The 25,709-nt window shown below is 69.2% G+C and carries 23 protein-coding genes; 11 read left to right on the top strand and 12 right to left on the bottom strand.

Features of this window, described 5'->3' with window-relative positions; translation table 11 throughout:
• Positions 1 to 166: 166 nt before the first annotated feature.
• Together NOCA_RS01675 and NOCA_RS01670 are read left to right on the top strand one after the other, a co-directional pair.
• Complete coding sequence (locus NOCA_RS01675; protein ID WP_041546027.1) at positions 167 to 1,525, top strand: glycoside hydrolase family 172 protein; 1,359 nt, start codon at positions 167 to 169, stop codon at positions 1,523 to 1,525.
• A complete protein-coding gene (locus NOCA_RS01670) occupies positions 1,525 to 2,772 on the top strand; it encodes a glycoside hydrolase family 32 protein (RefSeq protein WP_011753556.1) in 1,248 nt (415 codons plus the stop codon). The genes NOCA_RS01675 and NOCA_RS01670 overlap by 1 nt, the downstream gene beginning before the upstream one ends.
• Before the next feature lie 81 nt (positions 2,773 to 2,853).
• On the opposite strand, the gene NOCA_RS01665 is transcribed toward NOCA_RS01670, so the two are convergent.
• Positions 2,854 to 3,099: a DUF2188 domain-containing protein gene (locus NOCA_RS01665; RefSeq protein ID WP_041546026.1), complete on the bottom strand. Its 246-nt coding sequence runs from the start codon at positions 3,097 to 3,099 to the stop codon at positions 2,854 to 2,856.
• Positions 3,100 to 3,364: 265 nt separating this feature from the next.
• Between NOCA_RS01665 and NOCA_RS01660 the strand changes: the two genes are divergently transcribed.
• The gene (locus tag NOCA_RS01660) at positions 3,365 to 3,889 is read left to right on the top strand and encodes a hypothetical protein (RefSeq protein ID WP_140404201.1); all 525 of its coding nucleotides are present in this window, start codon (positions 3,365 to 3,367) and stop codon (positions 3,887 to 3,889) included.
• Positions 3,890 to 4,638: 749 nt separating this feature from the next.
• Positions 4,639 to 5,193 (top strand): hypothetical protein, encoded by a 555-nt coding sequence (locus NOCA_RS27875; RefSeq protein ID WP_197687799.1) that lies wholly within the window; start codon positions 4,639 to 4,641, stop codon positions 5,191 to 5,193.
• Between the two features lie 207 nt (positions 5,194 to 5,400).
• Here NOCA_RS27875 and NOCA_RS01650 read toward each other — a convergent pair whose 3' ends face one another.
• From NOCA_RS01650 to NOCA_RS01630, 4 genes are all read right to left on the bottom strand, one after another.
• Positions 5,401 to 5,934: a hypothetical protein gene (locus NOCA_RS01650; protein ID WP_011753552.1), complete on the bottom strand. Its 534-nt coding sequence runs from the start codon at positions 5,932 to 5,934 to the stop codon at positions 5,401 to 5,403.
• 31 nt (positions 5,935 to 5,965) lie between these two features.
• Entirely contained in the window at positions 5,966 to 6,214 is a 249-nt protein-coding gene (locus tag NOCA_RS01645; RefSeq protein WP_041546023.1) for a hypothetical protein, read from the bottom strand.
• 32 nt (positions 6,215 to 6,246) lie between these two features.
• On the bottom strand, positions 6,247 to 7,089 hold the full coding sequence (locus NOCA_RS25375) for a DUF4062 domain-containing protein (protein WP_011753551.1): 843 nt from the start codon (positions 7,087 to 7,089) through the stop codon (positions 6,247 to 6,249).
• Between the two features lie 390 nt (positions 7,090 to 7,479).
• Positions 7,480 to 8,925, bottom strand: coding sequence for a Dyp-type peroxidase (locus NOCA_RS01630; protein WP_011753550.1), 1,446 nt, complete (start codon positions 8,923 to 8,925; stop codon positions 7,480 to 7,482).
• Positions 8,926 to 9,388: 463 nt separating this feature from the next.
• On the opposite strand from NOCA_RS01630, the gene NOCA_RS26915 reads away from it, so the two are divergent.
• The 4 genes from NOCA_RS26915 (at position 9,389) to NOCA_RS01610 (ending at position 13,831) form a co-directional block, all read left to right on the top strand.
• The gene (locus tag NOCA_RS26915) at positions 9,389 to 9,847 is read left to right on the top strand and encodes a hypothetical protein (protein ID WP_140404202.1); all 459 of its coding nucleotides are present in this window, start codon (positions 9,389 to 9,391) and stop codon (positions 9,845 to 9,847) included.
• Between the two features lie 183 nt (positions 9,848 to 10,030).
• The gene (locus tag NOCA_RS27870; protein ID WP_197687800.1) at positions 10,031 to 11,044 is read left to right on the top strand and encodes a GntR family transcriptional regulator; all 1,014 of its coding nucleotides are present in this window, start codon (positions 10,031 to 10,033) and stop codon (positions 11,042 to 11,044) included.
• A 359-nt stretch (positions 11,045 to 11,403) separates the two neighbouring features.
• On the top strand, positions 11,404 to 12,657 hold the full coding sequence (locus NOCA_RS01615; protein WP_238383400.1) for a CaiB/BaiF CoA transferase family protein: 1,254 nt from the start codon (positions 11,404 to 11,406) through the stop codon (positions 12,655 to 12,657).
• 10 nt (positions 12,658 to 12,667) lie between these two features.
• Complete coding sequence (locus NOCA_RS01610) at positions 12,668 to 13,831, top strand: acyl-CoA dehydrogenase family protein (protein ID WP_011753547.1); 1,164 nt, start codon at positions 12,668 to 12,670, stop codon at positions 13,829 to 13,831.
• 47 nt (positions 13,832 to 13,878) lie between these two features.
• On the opposite strand, the gene NOCA_RS01605 is transcribed toward NOCA_RS01610, so the two are convergent.
• The 7 genes from NOCA_RS01605 to NOCA_RS01575 form a co-directional block, all read right to left on the bottom strand.
• Positions 13,879 to 14,799, bottom strand: a complete 921-nt coding sequence (locus NOCA_RS01605; RefSeq protein WP_011753546.1) for a MaoC family dehydratase — start codon at positions 14,797 to 14,799, stop codon at positions 13,879 to 13,881.
• Positions 14,796 to 15,557, bottom strand: a complete 762-nt coding sequence (locus tag NOCA_RS01600) for an enoyl-CoA hydratase/isomerase family protein (protein WP_011753545.1) — start codon at positions 15,555 to 15,557, stop codon at positions 14,796 to 14,798. Before NOCA_RS01600 ends, NOCA_RS01605 begins: the two co-directional genes overlap by 4 nt.
• A gap of 28 nt (positions 15,558 to 15,585) precedes the next feature.
• Positions 15,586 to 16,473 (bottom strand): carbohydrate ABC transporter permease, encoded by an 888-nt coding sequence (locus tag NOCA_RS01595; protein ID WP_041546019.1) that lies wholly within the window; start codon positions 16,471 to 16,473, stop codon positions 15,586 to 15,588.
• The gene (locus tag NOCA_RS01590) at positions 16,470 to 17,291 is read right to left on the bottom strand and encodes a carbohydrate ABC transporter permease (RefSeq protein WP_158305616.1); all 822 of its coding nucleotides are present in this window, start codon (positions 17,289 to 17,291) and stop codon (positions 16,470 to 16,472) included. The genes NOCA_RS01595 and NOCA_RS01590 overlap by 4 nt, the downstream gene beginning before the upstream one ends.
• A 203-nt stretch (positions 17,292 to 17,494) precedes the next feature.
• The gene (locus NOCA_RS01585; protein ID WP_011753542.1) at positions 17,495 to 18,877 is read right to left on the bottom strand and encodes an ABC transporter substrate-binding protein; all 1,383 of its coding nucleotides are present in this window, start codon (positions 18,875 to 18,877) and stop codon (positions 17,495 to 17,497) included.
• A gap of 69 nt (positions 18,878 to 18,946) precedes the next feature.
• Entirely contained in the window at positions 18,947 to 20,296 is a 1,350-nt protein-coding gene (locus NOCA_RS01580; protein WP_041546018.1) for an MmgE/PrpD family protein, read from the bottom strand.
• A gap of 88 nt (positions 20,297 to 20,384) precedes the next feature.
• Positions 20,385 to 21,605 carry a CaiB/BaiF CoA transferase family protein gene (locus NOCA_RS01575; protein ID WP_011753540.1) on the bottom strand — a complete coding sequence of 407 codons (1,221 nt, stop codon included), beginning with the start codon at positions 21,603 to 21,605 and terminating at the stop codon, positions 20,385 to 20,387.
• 77 nt (positions 21,606 to 21,682) lie between these two features.
• On the opposite strand from NOCA_RS01575, the gene NOCA_RS01570 reads away from it, so the two are divergent.
• Genes NOCA_RS01570 through NOCA_RS01560 form a run of 3 tightly spaced genes read left to right on the top strand, consistent with a single transcriptional unit; the run spans position 21,683 to position 25,690 of the window.
• Positions 21,683 to 22,399 (top strand): ribonuclease activity regulator RraA, encoded by a 717-nt coding sequence (locus tag NOCA_RS01570; RefSeq protein WP_011753539.1) that lies wholly within the window; start codon positions 21,683 to 21,685, stop codon positions 22,397 to 22,399.
• A complete protein-coding gene (locus NOCA_RS01565) occupies positions 22,396 to 24,009 on the top strand; it encodes an aldehyde dehydrogenase (NADP(+)) (RefSeq protein WP_011753538.1) in 1,614 nt (537 codons plus the stop codon). Before NOCA_RS01570 ends, NOCA_RS01565 begins: the two co-directional genes overlap by 4 nt.
• Positions 24,010 to 24,058: 49 nt before the next feature.
• Entirely contained in the window at positions 24,059 to 25,690 is a 1,632-nt protein-coding gene (locus tag NOCA_RS01560) for a thiamine pyrophosphate-dependent enzyme (RefSeq protein WP_011753537.1), read from the top strand.
• Positions 25,691 to 25,709: the final 19 nt, after the last annotated feature.

Raw genomic sequence — 25,709 nt, 5'->3', positions numbered from 1 at the left:
CAAACGTTTGTACGTCGCCCGCCAGTTGGCCCTTGCGTCGTCTTCCTGCTGTTCAACATAGCGGGTTGGCCCGCCGTTGCGCACGGCATCGGTCGAGTTCTACGATGGTCAAGCGCGCAAACGTTTCGACGGCAACCGTGCCCCGTGGGCACTTGAAAGGACGATCATGAGTACTGACTTCCGCGGCGGCCTCCTGGGCGAGCTGACCTTGGCCCGCCCCGGGCGCACGGCCCGCGCTTCCAGCTTCGACCAGACGGGACGCAACCGGGACAACTGGATCGTCATGCCAGGCGAGGAGCGCACGCTTGCCGACCTCGAGGGGCCGGGCTTCATCACGCACATCTGGATGACCCAGTCCTGCCGGATCCAACCCGGGCCGAGCCAGATCGACCCCGCGGGCGTGGGGGTTCCCATGCTCGAGATTCACAACGCGCTCGGGGTGAACTGGGAGGTCGTCGACCCGGACTACTACCGGAAGATCCTGTTCAAGATCTACTGGGACGACCAGGAGACGCCCAGCGTCATCGCCCCACTGGGGGACTTCTTCGGGTTGATGAACTCGCTGTCCGGCAGCTACGACTCACTGCCGCTCTCGGTCTCGGCCAAGGAGCCCGAGCTCCACACCTTCGGGGGCAGCGCTGCGTTCAACTCCTACTTCCGCATGCCGTTCGCGAAGCGGGCTCGCGTAGTGGTCGAGAACCAGAACGACATCCCGTACCTCCAGTACTTCTACATCGACTACGAACTGTCCCCCACGGCCCTGCCGGAGGACACGGTGTACTTCCACGCGCACTGGCGGCGTGCCCTCCCAAACGTCGGCTGGGGGCCTGACCTGCAGACCAACAGCATCGAGACCACGATCCCGAACCTGACCGGTGCCGACAACTACGTCGCGCTCGAGACCGAGGGCCGTGGCCACTACGTCGGTTGCACCCTCGCGGTCCGGCACTTCCAGGGGTCCTGGTGGGGCGAAGGCGACGACATGATCTTCATCGACGACGACACGTGGCCGCCCAGCCTGCACGGCACCGGCATGGAGGACTACTTCGGCCACGCGTGGGGCATGCAGCGCAACGCCTACCAGTTCAACGGCACGATCGTCCACGAGGAAGACGTGCCCGGGTTCCACCACAGCTACCGGTTCCACATGGTCGACCCCATCCGGTTCGAGAAGCGCATCAAGGTCACCTTCGAGCACGGGCACGGCAACCATCTCTCCGATGACTGGTCGTCGACCGCGTACTGGTACCAGACCCTCCCGTCGCCCGTGCTCGAGGTGCCGGACGTCGACGACCGGCTGCCCCTGCGACCGGTGAACCGCGTGATCGAGGCTCCGCTGCCCGAACTTAGCGACGAACAGCGCACCGCTCGCGAGCGGGCCGACGAGCGGATGCGTCGCTTCGTAGAGGCACGGGACGCCTTGCGCGAGGAGCGCCGAGGCGAGGTGGACGACTGGGAACGCGGCAACGTGGACCAGGCGCGGGCCATCCGGCGTTCCTACGACGCGGAACGCGAGGGCAACTGATGCGGCCCCTGGTCCACTTCACTGCAGACGCCGGCTGGATCAATGACCCCCACGGCCTGACCTTCCACCGCGGCCGGTATCACCTGTTCCACCAGTACGTCCCCGAGAGCATGGTGTGGGCGCCCAACTGCCATTGGGGCCACGCCACGAGCTCGAACCTCCTCACGTGGACGCGGCACCGGGTGGCGATCGCCCCTGGAGACGGGGACGACGGCATCTGGACGGGAAGCCTCGCTCTGACGGGCCAGGACGCCACCATCCTCTACACCTCGGTCGCCCAACCGGACCTCGGCTTGGGTCGCGTCCGCCTCGCCACCCCGGCCGACGACTCGTGGGAGATCTGGAGCAAGGGTGACATCGTCGTCACCCCTCCCGACGAGCTCGATCTGATCGCATTCCGCGATCCCTTCGTCGTTCGCGACGCGGCGGGCTGGCGCATGTTCATCGGCGCGGCGACGCGGGAGGGTGACGCGCTCGCCCTCACCTACACCTCGCCGGACCTGTCGTCCTGGATCTATGAGGGCATCGCCCTCCAGAGGTCCACGAAAGAGAAGGACCCGGTGTGGATGGGAGCGCTCTGGGAATGCCCCCAGGTCTTCGAGGTCGACGACCACTGGGTGATGGTGAGCTCCGTCTGGGACAACGACGTGCTGCACTATGCCGGCTACGCCCTTGGCGACCGCGACTCCTACAGCGCGGGAAAGCTGATGCCGACCGAATGGGGTCAACTCAGCTTCGGTGACTCCTACTACGCCCCGTCCTACTTCCTCGATGAGGACGAGCTTCCGTGTCTGATGTTCTGGATGCGCGGCGTGAGCGATGCAGACGACGGCTGGGCGAGCTGCCTGAGCCTGCCCTATTCCTTGACCGTCCGCGATGACCGGCTCGTCGCCGAGCCTCACGCCGCGCTCGCCGAGGCGCGCGGCGACGCGTTGGCGGCGGGTGCCGACGCCCGCGCCTACGACCTGGAGTGGGACCCGACCGCCAGCCAGGCCGAGCTCGTGCTGGCCTCGGACCTCGGAAAGAGCGCCACCCTGCGCGCAACTGAGGGCAGGATCCACCTCGAGCGTCCTGGCGTCGACGCTCAGTCGATGCCCTGGCCAGGCGGCCCCGTCCGAGTCGTCGTCGACGGTCCCGTTCTCGAGGTCTCCTGCGCCGGCGGGCTACTCGGAGGACCCATAGCCCCGGCCACCCGGTGGGACGGACCAGCCGAGGCGTGCTCGGCCTGGAGGCTTGCTATCGACTAGTTGAATCGCGGGGTCCCGCCGTATCCGACGCCGCTACCTGTCTTCTGCTTGAGCTCGAGGCAGGCACTGCATGGCTCCGCCTCACTTCCTGTCGCGCGGCGGGTTGGGGTCGTTGCCGGGCGTGACGGTGTCGGAGTCGCGGATGCGGCCATCGCGTCCGTGAATGACGACCTCCCCACCACCGGCGTTGCCGACGATGTCTCGGGCTCGGCTGATGGCGTCGGCCTGGGTGTCGGTGTGCGCGCTGGAGCGCTGCGCGTCCGGGGCGCGGACGTCCCACCCGCCGTCCGGGTTCGGCACGACGTGCCGGCGGTTGTCATTGCTCATCTTGTTCTCCTGCTCTCTCATCTTGTGGGTCTGGCTCGTCCGGTGATGAGATGCAGGAGCTACACCGCATGCATCACCTCGCGTGCCGCGGGCGTCTGGTTAGCCGACCAGGCGCCCGCGATGCGTTCGTGGGCTCGACCCGCACTCCTCATGGAAGCAGGGACGTCCGACGATTCCCGGCGACACGCCCATTCCGCGCGAGCAAGTTCGGCATTGCTGGCGGACTTCGCGGTGATTTCGCGCGACCTTTGCCGTGCGTTGTGGCATGTCGACCGCCGAATCTCTGGCGTTTGAGCGAAAGTTGACATGGAATCGCCGTCATATCCGCGCGACCTATGAGGTAGTCATGGCTGAGGGTGCTGAGCACGTCCGTTCGCTGGCAGGGGAAGCCGTTGACGACCAGTTCGACCTCCCCGATCTGTGCGCTCGGCCGCAGTGCCGGAAGGAGTTCCGGCAATCCGTGGGGCGCGGTCGCAAACGGGACTACTGCTCCGAGACTTGTCGACGGCTGGCCGACCGTGACTACAAGCGCGCGAAGGCGACGGTCGAGCACTTCGAGAAGCTCGCGCGGCGTTCCCGGCACGATGTCCTGGCCTTCGGCCGGTCAGCCGATGAGCTCGACGAGGAAGCGGTGAGCGACGAGACGGTGATCGCGCAGGCGGTAGCGGCGCTCGGGCGCGTGGACGCTGTCTTGCGCTTTGTTGGCGACGCTGATCCGCGGCTGGTTGAGGAGCTTGAGGCTCTGCGCGACGGTGTGCGTGGGGTCGTCACACGCGCCCAGGCTGGCTGACACAGCATCGCCCCGCCGCGTTCCATCGGGACTCTCTCGCGACGCGGCGTCGTCAACCGAGGAACCACGACCACCAGGGACAAGTTCTTCAACGGAACAGGGTCGATGCTCGAGCGCCGTTGGCTGGTGGCACGGCAGCGATGCCGCCGAGGTGATCGTCGAGGCGTATCCGCCGTGACCCCTTCGACCCGCCGCCTCGTGCACCCCTGGGGCGCACGAGGGCCACACACGTGGAGGGTTTCTCCGAGAAATGTTCGACCGATTGATCGCCCGACGCCGGCGCTGCGACATAGGTGACTGAACGAGCACCCACAGCCACACGAGGAGGCCACGCTGCAGCAACGGCGACAACCGAACAATGCGACGTTCTCCAGCCCGCCGCCACACCAAGGTGGCCCGGAAATGGACGAAGCCCCGGATCCGAGGACCCGCGGCCTGTCACACGTGCGCGAGGGGGGAGTTGAACCGTAGGACCATCACGCTCGACCACGCACGAACCGCCGCCCTGAGCGTGAAACCGGGTCCCGTTGCCTCCGGTTCCATCCCGTTAGCTCGGGTCCGTGCACCCCAGGGGTGCACCAGCCGTATCCAGTTGAGCCGGCTCCCACCAGCACCGCAAACCGTAGTCCATGAGCACATGGGTCCGGCATTGAAAGCAACATGAGCAGCCGCTCCAAGACACTCTCGACCCGCCCTACCACGTGTGCGGTTCGTCGAATGGCCTGCCCTTTCTCCGCGATGATGTTTGCGTGTCGGAGCTATTGACCCAGCTGTGGGCGAGAGTGCGCGCCCAACTCGAGAGTGCGCGCAGCCAGCTGACGAATCCGGATGACGAGGCACTCTTCCTCTACGAAGACCTCCTCAGCCACAACGAGCTCGGGCTCGCTCTTGACGCGCTCGCAGATGTCGCGTTCGAGCAGCGCGCCCCTGGCGAGGTCTGGCAGATGCTCGGCGGCGCAATCGAAGCAATGCAGTTGGAGCCGGATGACAGCGTTCACGGCGGCGCCGTCCAGAAGGTCCTGGAGCAGCTGGCTGCGGCGCACGACTGGCGCGGGCTGCAGCGGCTTCTGAATGAGTGGGACCCCATTGGCGTCCGTCCCGACCTTGGCGGGCCAGATGACGAGTACTCCTGCCTCTACGTTCCACTTGTGGACCGCCTGCACGCCGAGGCACCCGTAGCGGAGATCGCAGAGTTCCTGCGTGCTGAACCGAGCGACCACTTCGGCCTCGATCCCGCCTACTCCCGGCCCGAGGTGTTCGCCGGTCGGCTGGTTGAGTGGTACGCCTCTGGCGCCCCCGCCTGATCAGGCTGGAAGCGCCCGACTCTCGGCAGATCCGAATTGATTTGCGCCGTCTAATCGATGCGGCCTCCCGATCGGAGCGTCGGAGTCGAGCGCATCATGGGCCGCTCCCTCCCTGCGTCGGCGCATCGACAGGCGTCTCCTGCATGTTGCGCGGTCCAACTGGTCGACCCGCCGAGCTCCCGAGACGAGCCGTGCGTCGGCTTGGACCTAGGACGACCGGGATGTCACTTGGCGAGCGAACAACGAGCAGATCTGACCAACGGCCTCGCTCCGGAACCGGTCGCCGGTGTCGACGCGGAGTTCGACGGTGTCTGCGCCGCGCAAGTGGAACGTCCAGGTCTGCACGACCTGGGCGCCGGGCTGCCAGGCGTCCGTGGCGCCGACGTTGTTCAGCTCGACTCGCTCGATGTCGGTCAACGGTCGAACGTCTACGTCGACGGTTGGCGCCACGGTGTACTCGATTGAGTCGCGGTGTCGTCCGACGCTCCACACCTGCCGGTCCGCGCGGGTGGCGGAGGCTCGAATCCGGATGAGCGTGGACCGGGTGGCGGCCGTGATTGTCCAATCGGTGGCACCGGATGTGTCGTCGTAGGTGAGTTCGGCGTGCGCAACCTCCACGTCGTTGGTCACTCCGAGCGCATCCAGCGCGCCCATCACCTCCCGCGGGCAGTCCGTGTAGCGCTCTTTCTCCATGAGCAGCCGCCACACCCGGTCGCGCGGGTCCTCTTCTTCGGTCGCCATGGTTGCTCCTGTCGTTGGCCTACTGCGGCGCTCAGCGTCGATGGCGCAGCGTCTGGACGATGCGGGCAGCCAGGTCCCGTGACACGTCGTGAAGGTGCGGCGCGAGCGCGGTGGCTCGGATCTGATCGGCGGGGTCAGCCCTGACCGGTTCCCCCCGACCCAAACCCATGTGTCCGCTGTTGCGGTGCCCCACGGTCGACGGATCGCCGAGCATCACTCGGTCGGCAGGGTCAATGGCCGCGGCGACCGTGATGTGCTCAGACTCGGGCAGGTACGGCACGACATGGCGCAGCAGGACGGTGAACCGTTGGGTCAGGTCCTGCTCGTCGACCAGGCTGCCGAGCGTGTCACTCGGCAGGGTCTGAAAGATGGCGACCGCGCCGCCCCTGGTGGCGTAGATGCCGGCGAAGGGTCGAGGCGCACCTCGTTCCAACCGCCGCGCCGGCCACGGTCCTCGGCACGCACAGCCCACGCGAGCTCGGTGTCAGAGGCGATGTCCAGCGCGTCCCCGTGTCCAAAGAAGCCCTGGCGGCGTGCGTCGCTTGCGAGCTGCACAGCCAGCGCCGCCAAGTGCGCGACCGGACGGAGCGCGGTCGACTCAATCGGCAGGACGTGCACCTCGAGCACGGGTGACCCGTCACGGGTCTGCGGGACCGAGAGCTGCCCCGTGCGCCATGGCACCTGGACCTGGCGGGTCAACGCCATCTGGCGGAAGGGCGGCGCGGGCTCCCGGTGCTCGCGCAGCACACGCGCGACATGCACCCCGAGCTGTGCGTTGTCGGCGAATTCGGCCCAGAAGCGGCCGTCCTTGTAGTTGCCGACCCGGTCCATGAACTCCCTTTGCGCCTGGTCGACCTCGATACCGCTCTTCACGAAGACGTACACCGGGATCCCGCGCTCCATAGCGACGTTGAACTCCTCCTCGGTCGGAGACAGTCCGCTGTCATCGACCTCGGTGCCGTAGTGCGGGCCGAGAATCAAGAGGTAGACGTCGGCCTCCTGCACTCCCCCGAGGCACGCCCCTCGGCTGGTGAGGTCCTGGGCGCCGAAGTCCTCGAACCGCAGCGGTGTGTGGCCGCAAGCCAGGATGAGCTCAGCCAGGTAGTCCCGTTCAGGCCCGAGTCCGCGACGGACCGAAGAGATGAACGCCTTCATGTCGATCTCCTCACCCGCACTTCAGCTCGACCGACCCGACCCGGGCCCAGTAGTCCAAGTGGCGCCGCAGAGAGTCCTCGATGGCGTCGATAAGCGCCTCGCCGCTCAGGTGCCATGGGTTGAAGCACTCCGGGCATACCAGATCGCCGCGCGCGTCCTTGTCCACCGGCCCGTGTGAGGGGTGGTCACACCACACCTCCGGCGGCGATGCGACCCTCACCGGGACGCACACCACGACCTCGGCCCGGCAGCGCCTGCAAGTCAGCTGCGCCTTCAGCTTGGTCCCTGTTCTGTTCACTTCACACCTCGCTCCTGGGCTCCCACCATGGGAAGAGTCCCTGACAGATTTCGGTCTCGGCGGAGACATATCCCGCTGTGTCAGGTGTCGGCTCAGCCGTTGTACGGTCCGGCGGCGGGGGTGAGCTGGTTGCGGACCTTCACGACCTCCTGGGCGGAGCGGAGAGTGAACGACACCGGCCCGGCCGCTGGCATCGGCGGCTGCGGGGGCTGAGGGGGCAGCTCGGTCAGCTGGTAGTCGCCGAGCGGGATCTCGCCCGACAGCGCGTGGCCATGCGAGTTTGAAGTGAACGACTCTCCGACCGGGTTGCCCTCCAGGTCGGTGATCTGGAAGGTGAAGCCGCCCAGGTCGCCGTTGACGCGTGTCCCGTTCGCGTCGACCAGCTCTTTGCGGACCGCCACTCTGCCCGTCTTCGGCTTCCGCGTCTCCTTGGCGGGCGCGAACATGCCCATCCCGATGGGGCCGTCGGTGTCGGGAGGCACGAAGTAGAAACCCCACTTCTCGATCGTGATCAGGCCGCGCGCCACGAGTGCGTCGACCCCTGTCCCGGACCGCGGGAAGTCGGGGTTGAGCATCCACCGGTTGAACACCGCGTCGAACTGGTCGAGCGAGGCCTGGAAGGAGGCGAACTGCAGCCCCTGGACGACCTGGCCGTCGCGCACCTCGAAGAACGGCAGGCCGCGACGGAAGATCTGGGTCTCGTCGCGGTGCTCGAACCCGCGCGGACCGACCTTGCGGACGTGGGAGTCCAGGCGCGGGTCGTCGGTAGCGAAGGACGGCTCGTCCTTTGCTTTGGTGCCCTCGGGGAGGTCGAGGCGGCGGCCCGTCCGGTCCCGGCCGATGACCTGGTCCTGCTCGGCGGCCGGGATCGCCTGGAACGCGGCCAGGTTCTGGGCGATGCGCATGTAGGCCATGTAGGTGCCGTGGTGGGTCCAGTCCGGCTCCTCGGCGTTGCGGTCGGCGTCAATGAACACGAAATCGTTGCGCGAGGACACGGGGATGTTGCGGACCCCGTCTCGGTACCCGAACGCCTCCTCGTCCGGATAGGACTTGTAGCCGTGCTCCATCGCCAGGCCGGTGACGCCGCTGGCCGCGAGCGCGTTGACGAACTTGGCGATCTCTGCCTCGGCGATCGCCACGATGTAGAAGCACACGTCGGCCGGCACCGCCGCGCCGTGCGGCATCGGAGGCAGCTGAGCGAATCCCGCCGGCGGAGTCACCCCGGCGAAGCGCACAGTGGCGTCGGGCCGATAGAAGAACGAAGGCCCGAACCCCACGGCGATCGTCGCGACGCGAACCACGTCAGGAGTGCACGCAGCACGCAGGGCCTGTCGGGCGGTGTCGATGGTGGTGAGCCAGGTGGTCACGGCGGGGGTGTCCCACTCGGCGGGAAGGGTCGCGAAGACGAATGCGCCGTGGGCGTAGGGCGACTTCATGACGGGGTCGTCCGGCTGGAAGGGGACGACCCCGCGGGCATGTCTGGCCGCACCAGGGGTGCTGGCGGTGAGTTCGGTGGGGTTGTGGTGCTGCTCGGTCATGGGATGCCTCCTAGAGGCGGTCGTGGAATGAGTGCAGCAACCCTGGAGCACTGCACGAGAGCCGTGGGCGGGGTCGCCCGAGGTGCGCCGTCAGAACATTGGCCGGCGGGGTCTACCTCCTCGTGTCCGCTTGCGCTGGACACGAGCCGGGTGGTGTCATCCACTGGTAGCACCGGTGTGGGTCGACACCCTCGGCTCGTGCCACCGACGCCCGGCATTCCAGTGCCGGGCGTTCGGCTTGCTTGGACCTGTTGGCCCACCTCCACTGTTATCGGCACCAGTGGACCAGGAGGCGCCGACACTCCGACTCACGATCACGTTTCCTGCCGATTTCTCGCGACGATCCCGATTTGTTCGGGGGTTTCTCGGCGCGCCTCCGGTCGATCGGCGCCTCGCGCACTGGAGCATGAGGCGTGCCCACCGTCGTTGGAGTTGCTTTTCTCGACGTTTTTCCGGAGCGCCGATGACTGAGTCGGCAGCTATCACGCCTCCGGTAGGTGATGGACGCCTCGAAGAGGTTGCGAGCCTGACGTGCCGGTGTGCTCGACCGGCGTGCCGCCGCGAGTTCCGTCGCGAGGTCACCCGGGGACGACCGCAGCTGTACTGCTCCGAAACGTGTCGCGGAAACGCTGACCGGGAGTACCGGGCCGCGAGAACCGTCGTCGCGCACTACGAGGATGCACTCGAGCTGGCGCGGGCGGACGTGGCGGCGTTCGGTCGAAATCCTGACGGCGGCGACAGCGGCGACTCTGGCGTGATGACGGCTGGAGATCGGGACGCGGCGCTCGCCACTGCTCGCGAGGCGCTCGCGCAGGCCCGAGCGGTGGCAGAGTACGCGCCGGCTGAGGATCCCCGGGTCCGCGACGTTCTCCGCGAGTTGGTGGCGGCGGTCCACCCGATCCTTGCTCGCGCGCGCCGGTGAGCCCCCAAACCGTATGACGCGCACCCAGTTGGAAGGCCGCGCGCTCTTGGTTAGCCCGTGCGTCGGCGCAAGTGGGTTCGGGCCACATCGGCCCTGAAAACGTTCTTAGCCCCAGCGACATGACCGTGAGGTCAGAGGTCCACTGGGGCTTATCGAGAAGAAGACTACCCGATAATGGCTCCAATGACGAGTTCGCAGCCACCGCAGCCACTCGCCGCCGGCGCCTGGGTGACGCGCTGGCTGAGCCCCGCTCGGTTCGGCGTCTATCTGACCGCCACCGGCGGTGACCAAGACCTTGCGCTCGAGCTGTACGAGTGGAACACCGAAACGAGCTCAGCCATTCTCCACGACCTCGCCCACGTCGAGGTCGGACTACGCAACGCCTACAACACCGCCCTCGAGCAGCACACCGCCTACCCGCAGCACTGGACCCTGTGCGGAACCCAGGTGTTCGCTCCGGTGTGGAGAACCAAGAGGCGCTGGGATCCCACGCTGCGGCGGAACGTCAAAGTTCAGGTCGACGTCAACACCAAGCCCCGCGAGCACCTGGACCGGGCGATCCGCGAGGCCGGCGGGCGCCAGGCCGCACCTGGCAAGATCGTCGCGCAACTGATGTTCGGATTCTGGCGCTACCTCAGTTCCAGCGCACACGACGTCTCCCGCAACACGCTGCGCGAGGCGTTCCGCCTCCTCGTGCACGAGCGGCTGCTCGTGCACGAGCTCAACCGGGGCGTCTTCGTCCGGGAGGCGTCGCTCGACGAGGTCGCCGACCTGTTCCGGTTGCGCCGGGTGCTCGAGTGCTCCTCGGTCCGCACCCCGGAACCGCCCGAGGCCGCGGTGGCGCGGCTCCGGTCGGCGGTGTCCGAGGGCGAGACGGCCGCCCGTGAGGGCCAGTGGCAGGAGGTCGGCACCGCCAACATGCACTTCCACCTCGCGGTGGGGGCCCTCGCCGGGAGCCCCCGGATCGACGAGTTGATGGAGCAGCTGATGGCGGAGCTGCGCCTGGTCTTCCACGTGATGGCGGCGCCCCAGAAGTTCCACGCGCCCTACCTCGAGGACAACGCCCGGATCTGCGCCCTCGTCCAGGCCGGCCGCGGCGAGGAGGCCGCGGCGCTGCTCGACACCTACCTGGCGCGCGCCGAGCGGCAGCTGGTCCAGGCGTACCGGCTCGTCGCCCACGCGACGGCCAGCGCGTAGCGCAGCGGCCGGACCGCGACAGCCGTCCGTACGGGGGCGCAGGCGAGAGGCCTAGCCTCCGGCCCGGGGTGACCCGAGGCGCGCGCGGAGCATCGCCGCCACACGTCGGCGCCAGGACGGCGGGCGACTCCGCCCGGAGCTCGGCGCCAGCACGGATCCCTGCCGTGGGCCGGTCCCCGCACCGCCGTTGTCGGTCTCTCCGGGGCGGCACAGCACCGCAATGACATTGAGGTCTTCCGGCAGCAGATGCACGAGCACCACTCGATCGTCCGACATTTCTGTGACCGACGCCATACCCGACCGGGTGCCTTGACGACGGAAACCCAGGCCTGCAACACTCGTTCGTAGACTGTAGACAAATGAGAGAGGCGACCATGGTGAAGGCCGAAGCCGCTGTGCTGCCGTTGTCGGGGGTGCGGGTGGTGGACCTGACCCGGGCGTTGTCGGGTCCGTTCTGCACGATGCTGCTGGGCGACCAGGGCGCCGAGGTGGTCAAGATCGAGCGGCCGGTGGTCGGGGACGACACCCGGCGCCAGTCCAACCCGATGGTGGGTACGGAGAACTCCGCGTTCTTGGCGGTCAACCGCAACAAGCGCAGCGTGGCGGTCGACCTGCGCGCCGAGGCGGGGGTCGAGGTGGTGCGGCGGCTGGTCGCGGTCAGCGACGTGGTCGTGGAGAACTTCCGGCCCGGCAAGGCCGAGCAGATGGGGCTGGGCTACGAGCAGCTGCGCGAGCTCAACCCGGGGCTGGTCTACTGCTCGATCTCGGGGTGGGGCAGCGACGGGCCCTACGCCGCGCGGGGTGGGTACGCCTCGACCGCCGAGGCCGCCGGCGGGCTGATGAGCGTCACCGGCGAGCGCGGCCGGGGCCCGGTCAAGGTCGGGGTCTCCATCGTGGACTCCCTGACCGGCCTGTACGCCAAGGACGCCATCACCGCCGCCCTCCTGGCCCGCGTCCGCACCGGCGTGGGCCAGAAGGTCGAGACCTCACTGCTGGAGTCGACCGTCTCCATCCTGTCGATGTCGGCCTACGCCTACCTCCTCGGCGGCGTCGTCGCCGGCCGCTGGGGCTCCGAGCACCAGTGGAACGTCCCCTGGAAGGCCTTCGAGACCACCGACGGCTACGTCGTGGTGGCGAGCAGCTCCGAGGAGCAGTGGCGCAAGATCTGCGTGGGCATCGAGCGGCCCGACCTGCTCGAGGACCCCCGGTTCACCACCATGGCCGACCGCGCCGCGCACCGCGAGATCCTCTACGCCCTCCTCGACGAGGTCTTCGCCACCCACACCACCCACGACTGGGTCGCGCGCCTGGACGCCGTCGGCGCCGCCGCCGCCCCCGTCAACACCATCGACCAGGTCTTCGCCGACCCCCAGGTCCTGGCCCGCGACATGCTCCAGAGCGTCGAACACCCCACCCTGGGCCCGATCGCCCAGGTCGGCCACGCCCAGAAGCTCCACGGCACCCCCCACCAGATCACCCTCCCCCCGCCCCTGCTCGGCCAGCACACCCGCGAGGTCCTCACCGACCTCGGCGGCTACACCCCCGACGAGATCGACGAGCTCGCCCGCGACGGGGTGGTGGGTGTGGCCGACCACCCCGCCGCGACGGCGTGAGAGGACGACCATGACGCTGGCACCCGACGAGCTCGAGGAGATGGCCGCCACCACGCGGCGGTTCATCCGGGAGCGTATCCACCCCATCGAGCAGGAGGTCGACGACACCGACCACATCGATCCCCAGGTCTGGCAGTCCCTGGTCGACGAGTCGGTCGAGCTCGGTCTCTACACGGCGAACGTGCCGGAGACCCTCGGCGGGCCGGGTCTCACGATCGCCGAGCAGACCCGCCTGTGGGAGGAGTTCGGCCACACCTCGTGGCCGTTCAGCTACCTGCTCGCGCGGCCGCACCGAGTGCTCTTCGCCTGCACCGAGGAGCAGCGTTCGCGCTACCTCGACCCCGTCCTCGCGGGCAAGCGGGCCCAGTGCTTCGCCCTCACCGAGCCCGGCGCCGGGTCGGACAACTCCGCGATGCGCACCCGCGCGGAGAAGGTCGAAGGAGGCTACGTCCTCAACGGCGCGAAGCACTTCATCAGTCACGGCAACGCCGACTTCGCGATCGTCTTCGCCGTCACGGGTCCCCCGCTGCGCGGCCGCACGCCGCAGGTCACGGCGTTCCTCGTCGACCGTGGGACGCCGGGCTTCACCGTCGGCAAGGCCCAGCGGATGATGGGCTGGTCGGGCATGGAGGAGTGCGAGCTCGTCTTCGAGAACTGCTTCGTGCCCGACGACCAGGTGCTGGGCACCCCCGGCGAGGCCCTGCGCCTCGGGCTGGCGTCGGTTGCGCAGCGTCGGCTCCAGATGGCCGCCTACTGCGTCGGCGCCATGGAGCGGCTGCTCGGGCTGAGCATCGCCTACACGCGCGACCGGGTCGTCTTCGACGAGCCTCTCTTCGACAAGCAGGGCATCCGCTGGATGCTGGCCGAAGCCGCCATGGAGCCGTACCTCGCCCGCGAGGCGACCTACAAGGCAGCCCGCCTGTGCGACGAGGCGCGCGCTGCCGGCCGGTCGGAGATCGAGCTGTCACGGTTGTTCGCTCGCGAGATCTCGATCGCCAAGCTGCACGCCACGCGCGCCCTGAACCGGGTGGCGGACGTCGCCGTCCAGGTGCACGGCGGCATGGGGTGGTGTCGGGAGTACCCGGTCGAACGTCTCTACCGGGACGCGCGCGTGTTCCGGATCATCGAGGGCGCCGACGAGGTCCACAAGGAGATCATCGCCAAAGCGCTCTGAGCCTGCAGTGCCGCGTCCGGCCGGTGTCGCTCCCGGGGCGGCCGGGCTCAGCGCGGCGCGGAGGCCACTCCGACCAGCACGGCGTCTTCACCGCAGGTGACCCAGACGTCGATCTCGACCCGGCTGCCGCCGCGCTCGTCGGTAGCGACCACGGCACCGCCGACCACCAAGGGGCTGCCGGCCAGCACCGGTCCCACGAACCGGACGTCGAGCTCGCCCCCGAGCCACCACCGCACGCCGAGGTGCTGGCGGCACAGCTCGTCCACCAAGCCGCACAGGTGCATGCCCTGCGCCACCGGACGCGCGTAGCCACGCTCGGCCGCCTTGTCGGGGTCGGTGTGCAGGTTCCGCTCGAACGACGCGCCCCCGGAGTACACCGAGAGGTGCTCCTGCTCCAGCCGGCGGCGGAGCTCGGGAAGCCGTGCGCCGGGCATCGGTGTGCGCCACGGGTGTGCGGCCTCGCCCACCGGGCCCGCCGAAGGAGACACCCGGCGTGGAAGGCTGGGCAGCGGCGGGCGCTCGGGCACACCGTCGGGAGCGGCCGGCAGCGACTCCGTCGCGCGCGCCCGCGCGATCAGGCGTCCGTCCTCGCCGTGCGCTTCGGCATCGACGACCAGGCACGCCACGTCGCCCCGCGGAAACCAGCCGGCGTACCGGCCGGAGAGCTCCAGCACCTCCCCTGTCCACACGGGCGACAGCAGCTGCAGCGACTCGCGCAGGTGCAGCCCACCGACGTCAGCGTGGCGCTGGTGACGCTCCTCGTAGATGCGCAGCAGGTCGTTGCCCACGACCAGGGGCGACACCTCGCCGGTCGGCAGGCTCACCGCCGAGACCGCGGCGTCGTGGACGAAGGCGTGGCGCCGCACCAGCGCATCGCTCACGACGACCCGGCGTGGGCCGAAGGTCTCGTTCTGGGCGGCCCGGTCCGGCGTGCGGGACCAGTCGTCGACGCCGCGCGCGGCACTCACCTGCCGACGACCACGGGCGGCCGCTTCTCGAGGAACGCCCGGAGCGACTCCTGGCGGTCCTCGGTACCCGCGATCTCGCCGCAGTACCGAAGGTCGATCTGTTGCGCTGCCACAAGACTGACGTCCGCACCTTGGTCGAGAGCCCGTTTCCCGGCTTGGACGGAGAGAGGTGGCCGGGCCGCGATCCGTTCGGCAACCTCCTGCGCCACTGTCTCGGCGCAGCCGGGCTCGGCGAGCTCCTCGACCAGCCCGATCCGGTACGCCTCCTCGGCGGGTATCCGGTCGCCGGTCAGTACCAGCTGGCGCGCCTTGCCCGGCCCCACGAGTCGCTGCACGCGAGCCATGCCTCCGATACCGGGCAGGCCGCCGAGGCCGATCTCGGGTAGCGCGAAGAAGGCGTCACGGGCGGCGACCCGGATGTCGCAGGCCATGGCGAGCTCGCACCCCCCGCCGAGCGCGTAACCGTTCACGGCTGCGACGAACGGCAGCCGATGGTGCTGGATCCGGTCGAACACGCGCTGAAAGGACGCGTTGCGCGGAATGGCGTCCTCGGGCGGGGCCTGAGCCAGCAGCCCGACGTCGACCCCGGCGGAGAACCGCGACCCCCCGGTGACGACCACGGCCCGAGCGTCACTGCTCTCCACCTCTGCGAGGACCATCTCGAGGTCCGCGATCATCTCCCGGCTGAACGCGTTGACCGGCGGTCGGCAGAGCGCGACGCGGGCGACGTGTCCGTCGGCGGTCCAGGTTACGTGCATTCATGGATCCTCTCTGGCGCGTTGCGCTCTACTCCTTGACGGCTCCCCCGGTGATCCCGGCCATGAACTGGCGCTGCATGAACAGGTAGAAGATCAGCACGGGCAGCACCGAGAGCAGTGAGAACGCCAGCAGGGTGCCCCACCGCAGCTGATCCTTGACCACCGCCAGGTTGGCGGCCGCCACCGGCAACGTCTGCATGTCCTGGGTCTGGGTGATCACCAGCGGCCAGAGGAAGTCGTTCCAGGCGGTGATGAAGGTGAAGATCGCGATGGCCGCGATGACGGGGCGGCAGATCGGGAAGATGATCTGCCAGTACAACCGCCACGCCGAACACCCGTCGACAGTCGCAGCCTCGTCGATCTCCCTGGGGATGGTCATCACGTACTGGCGCATGAGGAAGATGCCGAGCGATGTCACGAGCAGTGGCAGAGCGATGCCGAAGTAGGTGTTCGAGAAGCCAGAGCGAGACGCGAGGATGTACAAGGGGATGATTCGCGACTCGATCGGGATGGCCAGCATGAGGACGATGACGATCAGCAACGCACGCCGTCCCACGAACTCGAAGCGGGCGAGGGCGAAGCCGGCCAGGCCGCAGAAGAAGACGTTGCTGACGACGGCGATGGCCGTGACGATGAGGCTGTTGACGAAGTACACGTCGAACGGCTGGATGCCTTCGGTGAACGCGCCGGTGATGTGGTCGAGGGTGAAGTGCCGCGGGATCACCCCGCCGCCCCCACGCGAGTACAGCACGCTGTTCGGCGTGATCACGGACCGGACCATCCACAGGAACGGGCCCAGGATGACCACGGCGCCCAGGGTCAGCAGGACGTAGGTCACCGCCTTCGAGAGCCAGGTCCGCGGCGTTTCGCGGACCGGGCGCGCGGGCCGGCGGGTACTCACGGGAAGGATGCTCACCCCTCGACGCTCCTTCGGTTGAAGAACCAGAACTGGAGGCCCGCGATCGCGAAGATGATCAGCGAAAGGGCGCCGGTGATGGCGCTGCCGTAGCCGAACTCGAGGTTGTCCCACGCCATGCGGTAGACGTAGAGGACCGTCGAGGTGGTCGCGTAGTTCGGACCGCCGTTCGTCATGATCAGCATGGGGTCGAAGATCCGGATCGCCTGGATCATGTTGAGCATGACCACGACCGCGGTCACGGGGCGCAGGGCCGGCAACGTGACGTACCAGAACCGGCCGAACGCGGAAGCCCCGTCGACCTTGGCCGCCTCCTCCAGCGCAGGATTCACCGACTGCAGGCCAGCCAGGTAGATGACGGTGTTGTAGCCGAAGTACTTCCAGATCGCGACGAACGCGACCGCTGGCATGGCGGTCGACTCGTCCTGCAGCAGCTGCGGCAGCCGGCCGAAACCGAGCTCCTGGCTGACCATCGAGACAAACCCTGAGGAGGGGTCCAGGAACCACATGATCATGGTGGAGGCCACGACCCAGGACACCACCACGGGCATGAAGAAGATGCCTCGGTAGACCAGCCTCCCGCGGAGATTCTGGTTCAAGAGCGTCGCCGCGAGGAGTGCACCGAGGATCGAGATCGGGAGGTACAGGACCGCGAAGAAGAAGGTGTTCCCGAGCGACTTCCAGAACAGGGAGTCGTCGAGCATGCGACTGTAGTTCTCGCCGCCGACGAACTCCGTCCAGCTGTCCGGCTCGAGCGGGTTGTAGTCGGTGAGGCTGATCCAGACCACGCCCAGCATGGGAATGATCTCGACTGCCACGATGAGGACGATCGGGACGCCGAGGAACAGCAGGAGGTTGAGCCAGTCCCCACGGGGCCGCTGCCGGCGTTGCCGCCGCTCCCGCCGCTGCCGAAGCTGTCCGCTACTTCGGTCCGCGGGTGGAGCCGCGACAACGCTCTCGGGCTCAGCTTCTGGGATCGCGCGCGCTCTCATGGTGACCTCTCCGCCCTGTCACCGAGGCGTCAGGCGTTCTGCAGGGCTTGGATCATGTCGGTCGCGGTCGAGTCGACGACGGACTTGACGTCCTCGCCGTCGATGACGACACGCTCGACTCCTCGGTCGATGGTGAACTCGGCCAGCTTCCACCCGCGGAACCCGCCCTGGCGCTCGCTGAGCTCGATCGACTCGCGGTAGATCTGGAACTCCGGGTCATCGCCCAGCTCGCCGTCCCACACCGTCGTGTTCATCGGGGGGCGGTTGAACGACTTGTACATCTCCGCCTGCTGCTCCGGCTCGAGCATCCACTCCATGAAGCCGATGGCACCGTCGACGTTCTTGACGCCCTTGCGGATGTGCATGCAGTTGGCGTTGAAGTAGCCGCCCGGGCCGCCCGAGCCCGACCAGAACTTCGAGATGTACCAGTCCTTGTCGGGGCCGAACTCGAGGTCGGTTGCCTCGTTGCGCATCGCGTTGACGCTGAGCACCGAGAGCGTCGTCACCGCCACCTGGCCGGAGGTCAGGCGCTGCACGGGGTCGCCGGCGAAGCGGTCCGGCGCCTCCTTCGGCGCGATCTTGTAGCGCGCCGAGAGGTCGCGATAGAACTCGAAACCGTCGTAGGCGGCCTCCCGGTTCGGGAAGGCTTCGGTGAGGTCGTCGTTGACGTACTGGGCGCCGGCCTGCATCAGGAAGGGGTGGAACTCGTCCATCAGGTCGCCCGAGGTCGGCACCGACAGCGCGTAGCGCTGGGGCGCCTGGGTCAGCGCCTGTCCGACGGTGACCAGCTCCTCCCAGGTCGTCGGGAACTCCACACCGGCCTCCCGGAAGAGGTCGGCCCGGTACGTCGGGACGAACACGGAGACACCGTAGGGGATCCCGAAGACCTGCTGGTCGCCCTCGTAGCCCGGGATGCTCGCGGTGTCGGCCCACTTCCAGACGCGGTCGTAGAGAGAGTACTTCGACGCCAGGTCGGACGAGATCAGCGAGTCGAGCGGCTCGAACAGGTTGTAGGTGGCGAAGTCCGAGCTGTAGTTCATCGAGACGTCGAGCAGCTCGGGCAGCTGGCCGGCAGCCGAGGCGGAGATGATCTTGGCGCGCAGCGACATGCCCGAGGGGATCTCGGTGATGTTCGCGTTGAACTTGCTGTCCTCGCTCTCGCGGTACTTGGCCACGAAGTGCTTCATGATCGGCACGGTGTCCGACATGACCCACATGTTGTAGCTGCTGCCCGAGGAGCCGCTGCCGGACCCGCGGCCGCAGGCCGAGAGCAGCGGGGCGGCGGCGACGGCACCGGCAGCGAGCCCGCCGGCCTTGAGCAGTCCGCGCCGCGAGAACGGCGAGGCGGCGGCGGACGACCAGGCGCCGCTGGTGACTCCCGAGACCTTGGTGTGCTGCTTCCGTAGTGCCATGCGTTCTCCTAGGACGAGACGGTGGGCTCGCTCAGAGCAGGCTCTGGCGGCGGCCCGGATGGGTCGAGGTCACGGCACCAGCAGGGCCGTTAGCTCGCGGATGGAGTCGAGGGTCTCGAGCTCGTCGACGATCTTGACGATCTGGTTGACCCGCTCTGCGGGCAGGACCTGGGAGGCCATGCCCTCGAACTTCGCGACGATGTCAGCGTCGGTCACCGGTACGAACGAGGTGCCCCGCGGGTCGTGCTTCTCGCTGTCGAAGGTCCGGCCGTCGGTGAGGCGGATGTGCACGCGCGAGGGCCAGTGGGCGGGGTAGAGGGCCTCCAGGTCGTCGGCCCCGCGAAGGGTCACCTTCGCCGCGATCGCCTGCAGCGCGGGGTCCGCGAAGCGCTCGTTCGAGGTCTGTGCGCGCTCGACGACCCGGTCGGTGATACCCACCGCGAGCGAGTACTGGAGGTTGTGGGTGATCAGCGTGTTGTGGTCGACGATCGGCACCTGCGTGTGCGGCAGCCAGACGTCGAGGCTCTCGATGTCGGCGCCCGCGAAACCGTGTTCCGCGGACAGATCGAGCAACTGGTCGATGGCTGAGTGGATGAAGCGGCACACCGAGTAGAACTTGTACCCGGTGTACTCGATCTCGTGGCGGTCGCCGAGGTTCTCCACCAGCCGCGAGAAGTTCCGGTGGTTGGAGAACGCGTCGAAGACGTTGTACTTCCCGTCGAGGGTGTTGCTGGCGCCGACGTAGCCCCGGGCGGCGAGCTGCGCGGCCACGACCGCGTTGCGCGCCGGAACCCCACTCTGGAAGGACTTGGTGTAGTGCTCGGTCTCCATCTCCCAGGTGAGCATGCCGGCCGCCTGGCAGCCGGTGAGACCGATGGTGCTGTTGACACCGGCGGCGTCGAGGCCGAGGAGCCGTGCCACCGCGGCCGCGGCACCGAAGGTGCCGGAGACTGCCGTCGGGTGGAAGCCGCTCGCGTACTGCCGGCCGTTGTCCATCGCGATGGAGATCCGGCAGCCGACGTCGTAGGCGACGGCCAGGGCGTTGATCCAGTCGCGGCCCGAGGAACCGAGCTCCTCGGCAACGCCCAGCATCGCCGGGACGAAGACGCTGCTCGCGTGCAGGTTCGACTCGGGGTGGACGTCGTCCTGCTCCATGTCCGCCGCCATCGTCCCGTTGGCGAGGGCGGCGTTGGCGGCGTTCGTCTTGATGTCGGTGCCGACGACGGTGGCCTGACCGGGGCCGCCGGTCTCCCGCACGTACTGGTTCATCACGCTGCCGGGGCCGTAGTTGATGGCCGGCAGGACGACGCCGATCAGGTCGAGCGTCACGCGCTTGGCGGCGGCCACGGTCGAGGTGGGCAGCGCGTCGTAGGTCGTGGCGGTGACGTACTCGGCCAGCTGCTCGGTGTAGGTGCTCAAGACAGTCCTCATTGGTCGGATCCGACGGGCATGTGACCGCCGTCACGGGCGGCCCGGGACCCATCTAAGGGACGCGGACTGCTTTCTGTCAACAGTTTGCAGGAATTACTCGACCGCTGATGAGCTCGTCGATCTCGTCGGGGGTGTAGCCGCCGAGGTCGGTGAGGACCTCGCGGGTGTGCTGGCCGAGCAGGGGCGGGGGGAGGGTGATCTGGTGGGGGGTGCCGTGGAGCTTCTGGGCGTGGCCGACCTGGGCGATCGGGCCCAGGGTGGGGTGTTCGACGCTCTGGAGCATGTCGCGGGCCAGGACCTGGGGGTCGGCGAAGACCTGGTCGATGGTGTTGACGGGGGCGGCGGCGGCGCCGACGGCGTCCAGGCGCGCGACCCAGTCGTGGGTGGTGCGGGTGGCGAAGACCTCGTCGAGGAGGGCGTAGAGGATCTCGCGGTGCGCGGCGCGGTCGGCCATGGTGGTGAACCGGGGGTCCTCGAGCAGGTCGGGCCGCTCGATGCCCACGCAGATCTTGCGCCACTGCTCCTGGTTGTTGGTGGCGATGACCAGGAACCCGTCGACGGTGGGGAAGGCCTTCCAGGGGACGTGCCACTGGTGCTCGGAGCCCCAGCGGCCGGCGACGACGCCGCCGAGGAGGTAGGCGTAGGCCGACATCGACAGGATGGAGACGGTCGACTCCAGCAGTGAGGTCTCGACCTTCTGGCCCACGCCGGTGCGGACGCGGGCCAGGAGGGCGGCGGTGATGGCGTCCTTGGCGTACAGGCCGGTCAGGGAGTCCACGATGGAGACCCCGACCTTGACCGGGCCCCGGCCGCGCTCGCCGGTGACGCTCATCAGCCCGCCGGCGGCCTCGGCGGTCGAGGCGTACCCACCCCGCGCGGCGTAGGGCCCGTCGCTGCCCCACCCCGAGATCGAGCAGTAGACCAGCCCCGGGTTGAGCTCGCGCAGCTGCTCGTAGCCCAGCCCCATCTGCTCGGCCTTGCCGGGCCGGAAGTTCTCCACGACCACGTCGCTGACCGCGACCAGCCGCCGCACCACCTCGACCCCCGCCTCGGCGCGCAGGTCGACCGCCACGCTGCGCTTGTTGCGGTTGACCGCCAAGAACGCGGAGTTCTCCGTACCCACCATCGGGTTGGACTGGCGCCGGGTGTCGTCCCCGACCACCGGCCGCTCGATCTTGACCACCTCGGCGCCCTGGTCGCCCAGCAGCATCGTGCAGAACGGACCCGACAACGCCCGGGTCAGGTCCACCACCCGCACCCCCGACAACGGCAGCAGCTCCCCCGGACGCTCGTCCATGGCCGACCCCCTCTCTTCGAACACCAGTGTTGCAAATTGTCTACAGTCTTCGCTAGGGTCCGGCCCAGGAGGAGACCATGACACCGCTCGACGACGACGTTCGGGAGCTGCTCGGCTCCGCGAGCACCGCGACGATCACCACGCAGCTGTTCCGTCGCGGCCTGCGCAACGCCTTCCTGCACGGCCTCCGGCCGCTGAACCCCGCCGCCGCCCGCCTCGTCGCCGAAGCGGTCACGCTGCGCTACGTGCCCGCCCGCGAAGACCTCGACACGCTCTCCGCCTTCGACGACTACGACCACCCGCAGCGTCGGGCGATCGAGACCGTCGGGCCGGGGCAGGTCCTCGTGATGGACTGCCGCGGCCGCGGTCGCGCAGCGTCCGCGGGCGAGATCCTGGCCACCCGACTGCAAGTCCGAGGGGCCAGCGGCCTCATCACGGACGGCTCCGTCCGCGACTCGCACCGGATCGCCGCCTCCGGGCTGCCCTGCTTCACCGCGAGCGTCTCCGCCACCACCAACCTGGCCCTCCACCACGCCGTGGACATCAACGTGCCGATCGGCTGCGCCGACGTGGCCGTCTATCCGGGGGACGTCATGGTCGCCGACGAGGAAGGGGTCGTCTGCATTCCCCGGCACCTGGCCGAGGACGTCGCCGTGGCGGCCGCCGCCCAGGAACGGCACGAGGCCTACATCCTCGCCAAGGTCGCCGCCGGGGCCCCCCTGCGGGGTACCTATCCGCCGGATGCGCCGGCCAAGGCCGAGTACCGGCGCTGGGCCCAGGAGGAAGACGCATGACAACCGAGACCACCGAGACCACCGAGACCGTCACGGGCGACCAGCTCGTCGCCGGTGCGGCCACGCGCGGCTCGAGCGGTGTCTTCCACGCAGTCGATCCGCGCACCGGCGAGGAGCTGGCGACGGCCTTCGCCGAGGCGACCGTCGCCGAGGTGGACCGAGCGGTCGAGGCCGCCGTGGATGCGTTCGCCTCCTTCCGTGACTGGGACGACGCGCGTCGCGCCGACCTCCTCGACGCGATCGCCGCGGCCCTCGTGCACGACGGTTCGGCGATCCTCTCGGCTGTGGAGGCGGAGACCGCGCTCCCCCGCGCCCGCGCCGAGGGCGAGCTGGTCCGCACCGCCGAGCAGTTCCGCGCCTTCGCCCGGGTGCTGCGGCAGGGCTGGCACCGCGACGCGCTCGTCGACCCGCCGGACCCGGGGGCCGTGCCCGTCCCGCGCCCCGACGTGCGCCGGATCAACGTGCCCGTCGGCCCGGTCGCGGTGTTCGGCGCGAGCAACTTCCCCCTGGCATTCAGCACGCCGGGCGGCGACACGGCCGCCGCGCTCGCGGCCGGCTGCCCGGTGGTGGTCAAGGGCCACCCCAGCCATCCCGCGACCAGCGAGCTGTGCGGACGTGCCATCGTGCGGGCCCTTCGCGAGCACGACGCCCCTGCCGGCACCTTCTCCCTCCTGCAGAGCACCCGGAACGAGGTGGGCGCCGCGCTCGTGCAGCACCCGCAGGTGGCCGCGGTCGGCTTCACCGGGTCGGAGGCCGGCGGGCGAGCCTTGTTCGACCTCGCCTCGCGGCGACCGACGCCGATCCCGGTGTACGCCGAGATGGGCAGCCTGAACCCCGTCCTGGTGACCGTGGCCGCTCTCGAGGCGCGCGCGGACGCGATCGCGCAAGGACTCTCCGGCTCCTTCCTCTTCTGCGCCGGGCAGTACTGCACCAAGCCGGGCCTCGTGCTCGTGCCCGAGGGCCCCGCGGGCGACCGCTTCGTGGGCCTGCTCGCCACGACGGTCCGCGAGCAGGAGGCGTTGCCGGTGCTGGCCGCCAACATCGGCAGCGCCTTCGACACCTCGGTCGGCGCGCTCGAGGCTGCTCTCGGAGACGACGCCGTGGTGCACGGGCAGGCCCGCCGCCGGGGTCTGGAGCGCGAGGCCGCACTCGTGGTCGTGGACGCCGCGCGCGTGCGCGAGGCTCCCGATCTCCTCGTCGAGCACTTCGGGCCGCTGTCGGTCGTGGTGCGATACGCGAGCCCCACCGACGTGCTGGACGTCATCGCGCAGGTGCCCGGCAGCCTCACCGCCACCGTGCACGGCGAGCCCGACGACCACGACCTGGTCCGTCAGCTCCTGCCCGCGCTGGTGGAGAAGGCCGGCCGGGTGCTGTGGAACGGATACCCGACGGGAGTGTCCGTGACGGGCGCGATGATGCACGGCGGGCCGTACCCCTCCTCCACCTTCCCCGCGCACACCTCGGTGGGGTGGACCGCCATCCGCCGCTTCCTGCGGCCGGTCACGTTCCAGAACTTCCCCGACGAACTGCTGCCGGCCCCGCTGCGCGCCGACAACCCCCTGGCCGCTCCCCGCCTCGTCGACGGGGCGCTGAGCACCGGTCCCAGCTGACGCGATCTTCCGCGCCGGCACCACCTTCGAGGTCCCGAGGAGCACATTCATGCCCCATGTAGGCGACGCGATGATCGACGCGATCGCGAGCGCAGGCGTCCGACGGCTCTACACCGTGCCCGGCGAGAGCTTCTTGGAGGTGCTCGACGCCGCCGACCGGCACCCCGCGCTCCGCCAGTTCTCCACCCGGCACGAGTCGGGCGCCTCGTTCATGGCCGACGCGGACGCCAAGACGTCCGGCGTGCCCGCCGTCGCGATGGCCACCCGGGGTCCGGGCGCGGCGAACCTCAGCATCGGCGTGCACACCGCTCACCAGGACGGCACGCCCATGCTGGTTCTGATCGGGGACGTGGAGACGCCGCGGATCTTCCGCGGCGCCTTCCAGGAGGTCGATCTGCCGGCGTTCTACCGGCCGATCACCAAGGCGGCCATGACCGCCCGCCGCGGGGACCGGCTGCCCGAGATGGTGACCGACGCGCTCCGGATCGCAGTCTCCGGACGCCCCGGCCCGGTCATGATCTCGCTGCCCGCCGACCTGCTCGCGGAAGAGTTCACCGGGCCTGCGCCGGCGCCGCTCGCGCCCGTCGCGCCCGCCGGATGTCCCCCCGAGACCGTCCGCCGGCTGCGGAGCACCCTGGAACGGGCGCAGCGACCGGTGGTCATCGCCGGCGCGGGCGTTCGCCACGCCACCGACCGCCTCGTCGCGCTCTGCGAGGCCTACGGTCTCGGCGTGTACGCCGCGATGCGACGGCAGGACGTCTTCCCCAACGACCACCCGCTCTACCTCGGCCACCTCGGTGTCTCGCCCGCGCCCGGCACCGTGGACGCGCTCCGCGAGGCCGACGTGGTGCTGATCCTCGGCGCTGCGCTGGACCAGATGACGACCCAGCAGTTCACGCTGCCCGCCGCCTCGGCGCACCGGATCCACGTCGACGCCGATCCGCTCACCCTCGGCGCCGGCCTGCCCGTCGACGAGGCTGTCGTCGCCGAGCCGCGCGAGCTGATCGAGGCGCTGCTAGCCGAACCGCCCACCGCGCCGCACCGGGCCTGGGACGCCGCGCACCGACGGTTCCTGGAGTCGACATGCGCCCCCCCGCGCACCCCGGCCCGGGGCTGCGACCCCGGTGCTGTGATCGAGGCCATGAAGCGCGCGTGGCCCGCCGACACGATCGTCACCAGCGACGCGGGCAACTTCTCGGGATTCCTCCACCAGTACTGGCGGTTCACGACCCCCCGCAGCCAGGCCGCGCCCATCAACGGCGCGATGGGCTATGCCGTGCCAGGCGCCGTCGGCGCCAAGGCTGCCTCCCCCGACCGGCACGTGCTCGGCGTGGTCGGCGACGGTGGCTTCCTGATGACCGGCAGCGAGGTCGAGACCGCCGTGCGCTACGGCCTGCCGCTGACGATCGTCGTCCTGCGCAACGGGCTCTACGGCACGATCGCGATGCACCAGGCCCAGGAGATGGGCCGCCTGTCGGCCGTCGACATCGGCGACGTGGACCTCGCGGCATACGGCCGCAGCCTCGGCGCGGAGGGCATCACGGTCGAGGAGCCGGGTCAGCTCGACGAGGCCATGCGCACTGCCGCGACCAGCGATGCGGTCACCGTCGTCGACGTCGTCACCGACCCGGACCTCATCACCGCGTCCGGCCGGCTCTCGGAGATGTTCCAGACCTCCTGAGCCCGCGGCGACCCGGACC

It is taken from the genome of Nocardioides sp. JS614, assembly GCF_000015265.1.
Classification (GTDB): domain Bacteria; phylum Actinomycetota; class Actinomycetes; order Propionibacteriales; family Nocardioidaceae; genus Nocardioides.
The sequence above is the reverse complement of the archived record's forward strand: the minus strand, read 5'-3'. Positions and strand labels throughout refer to the sequence as shown.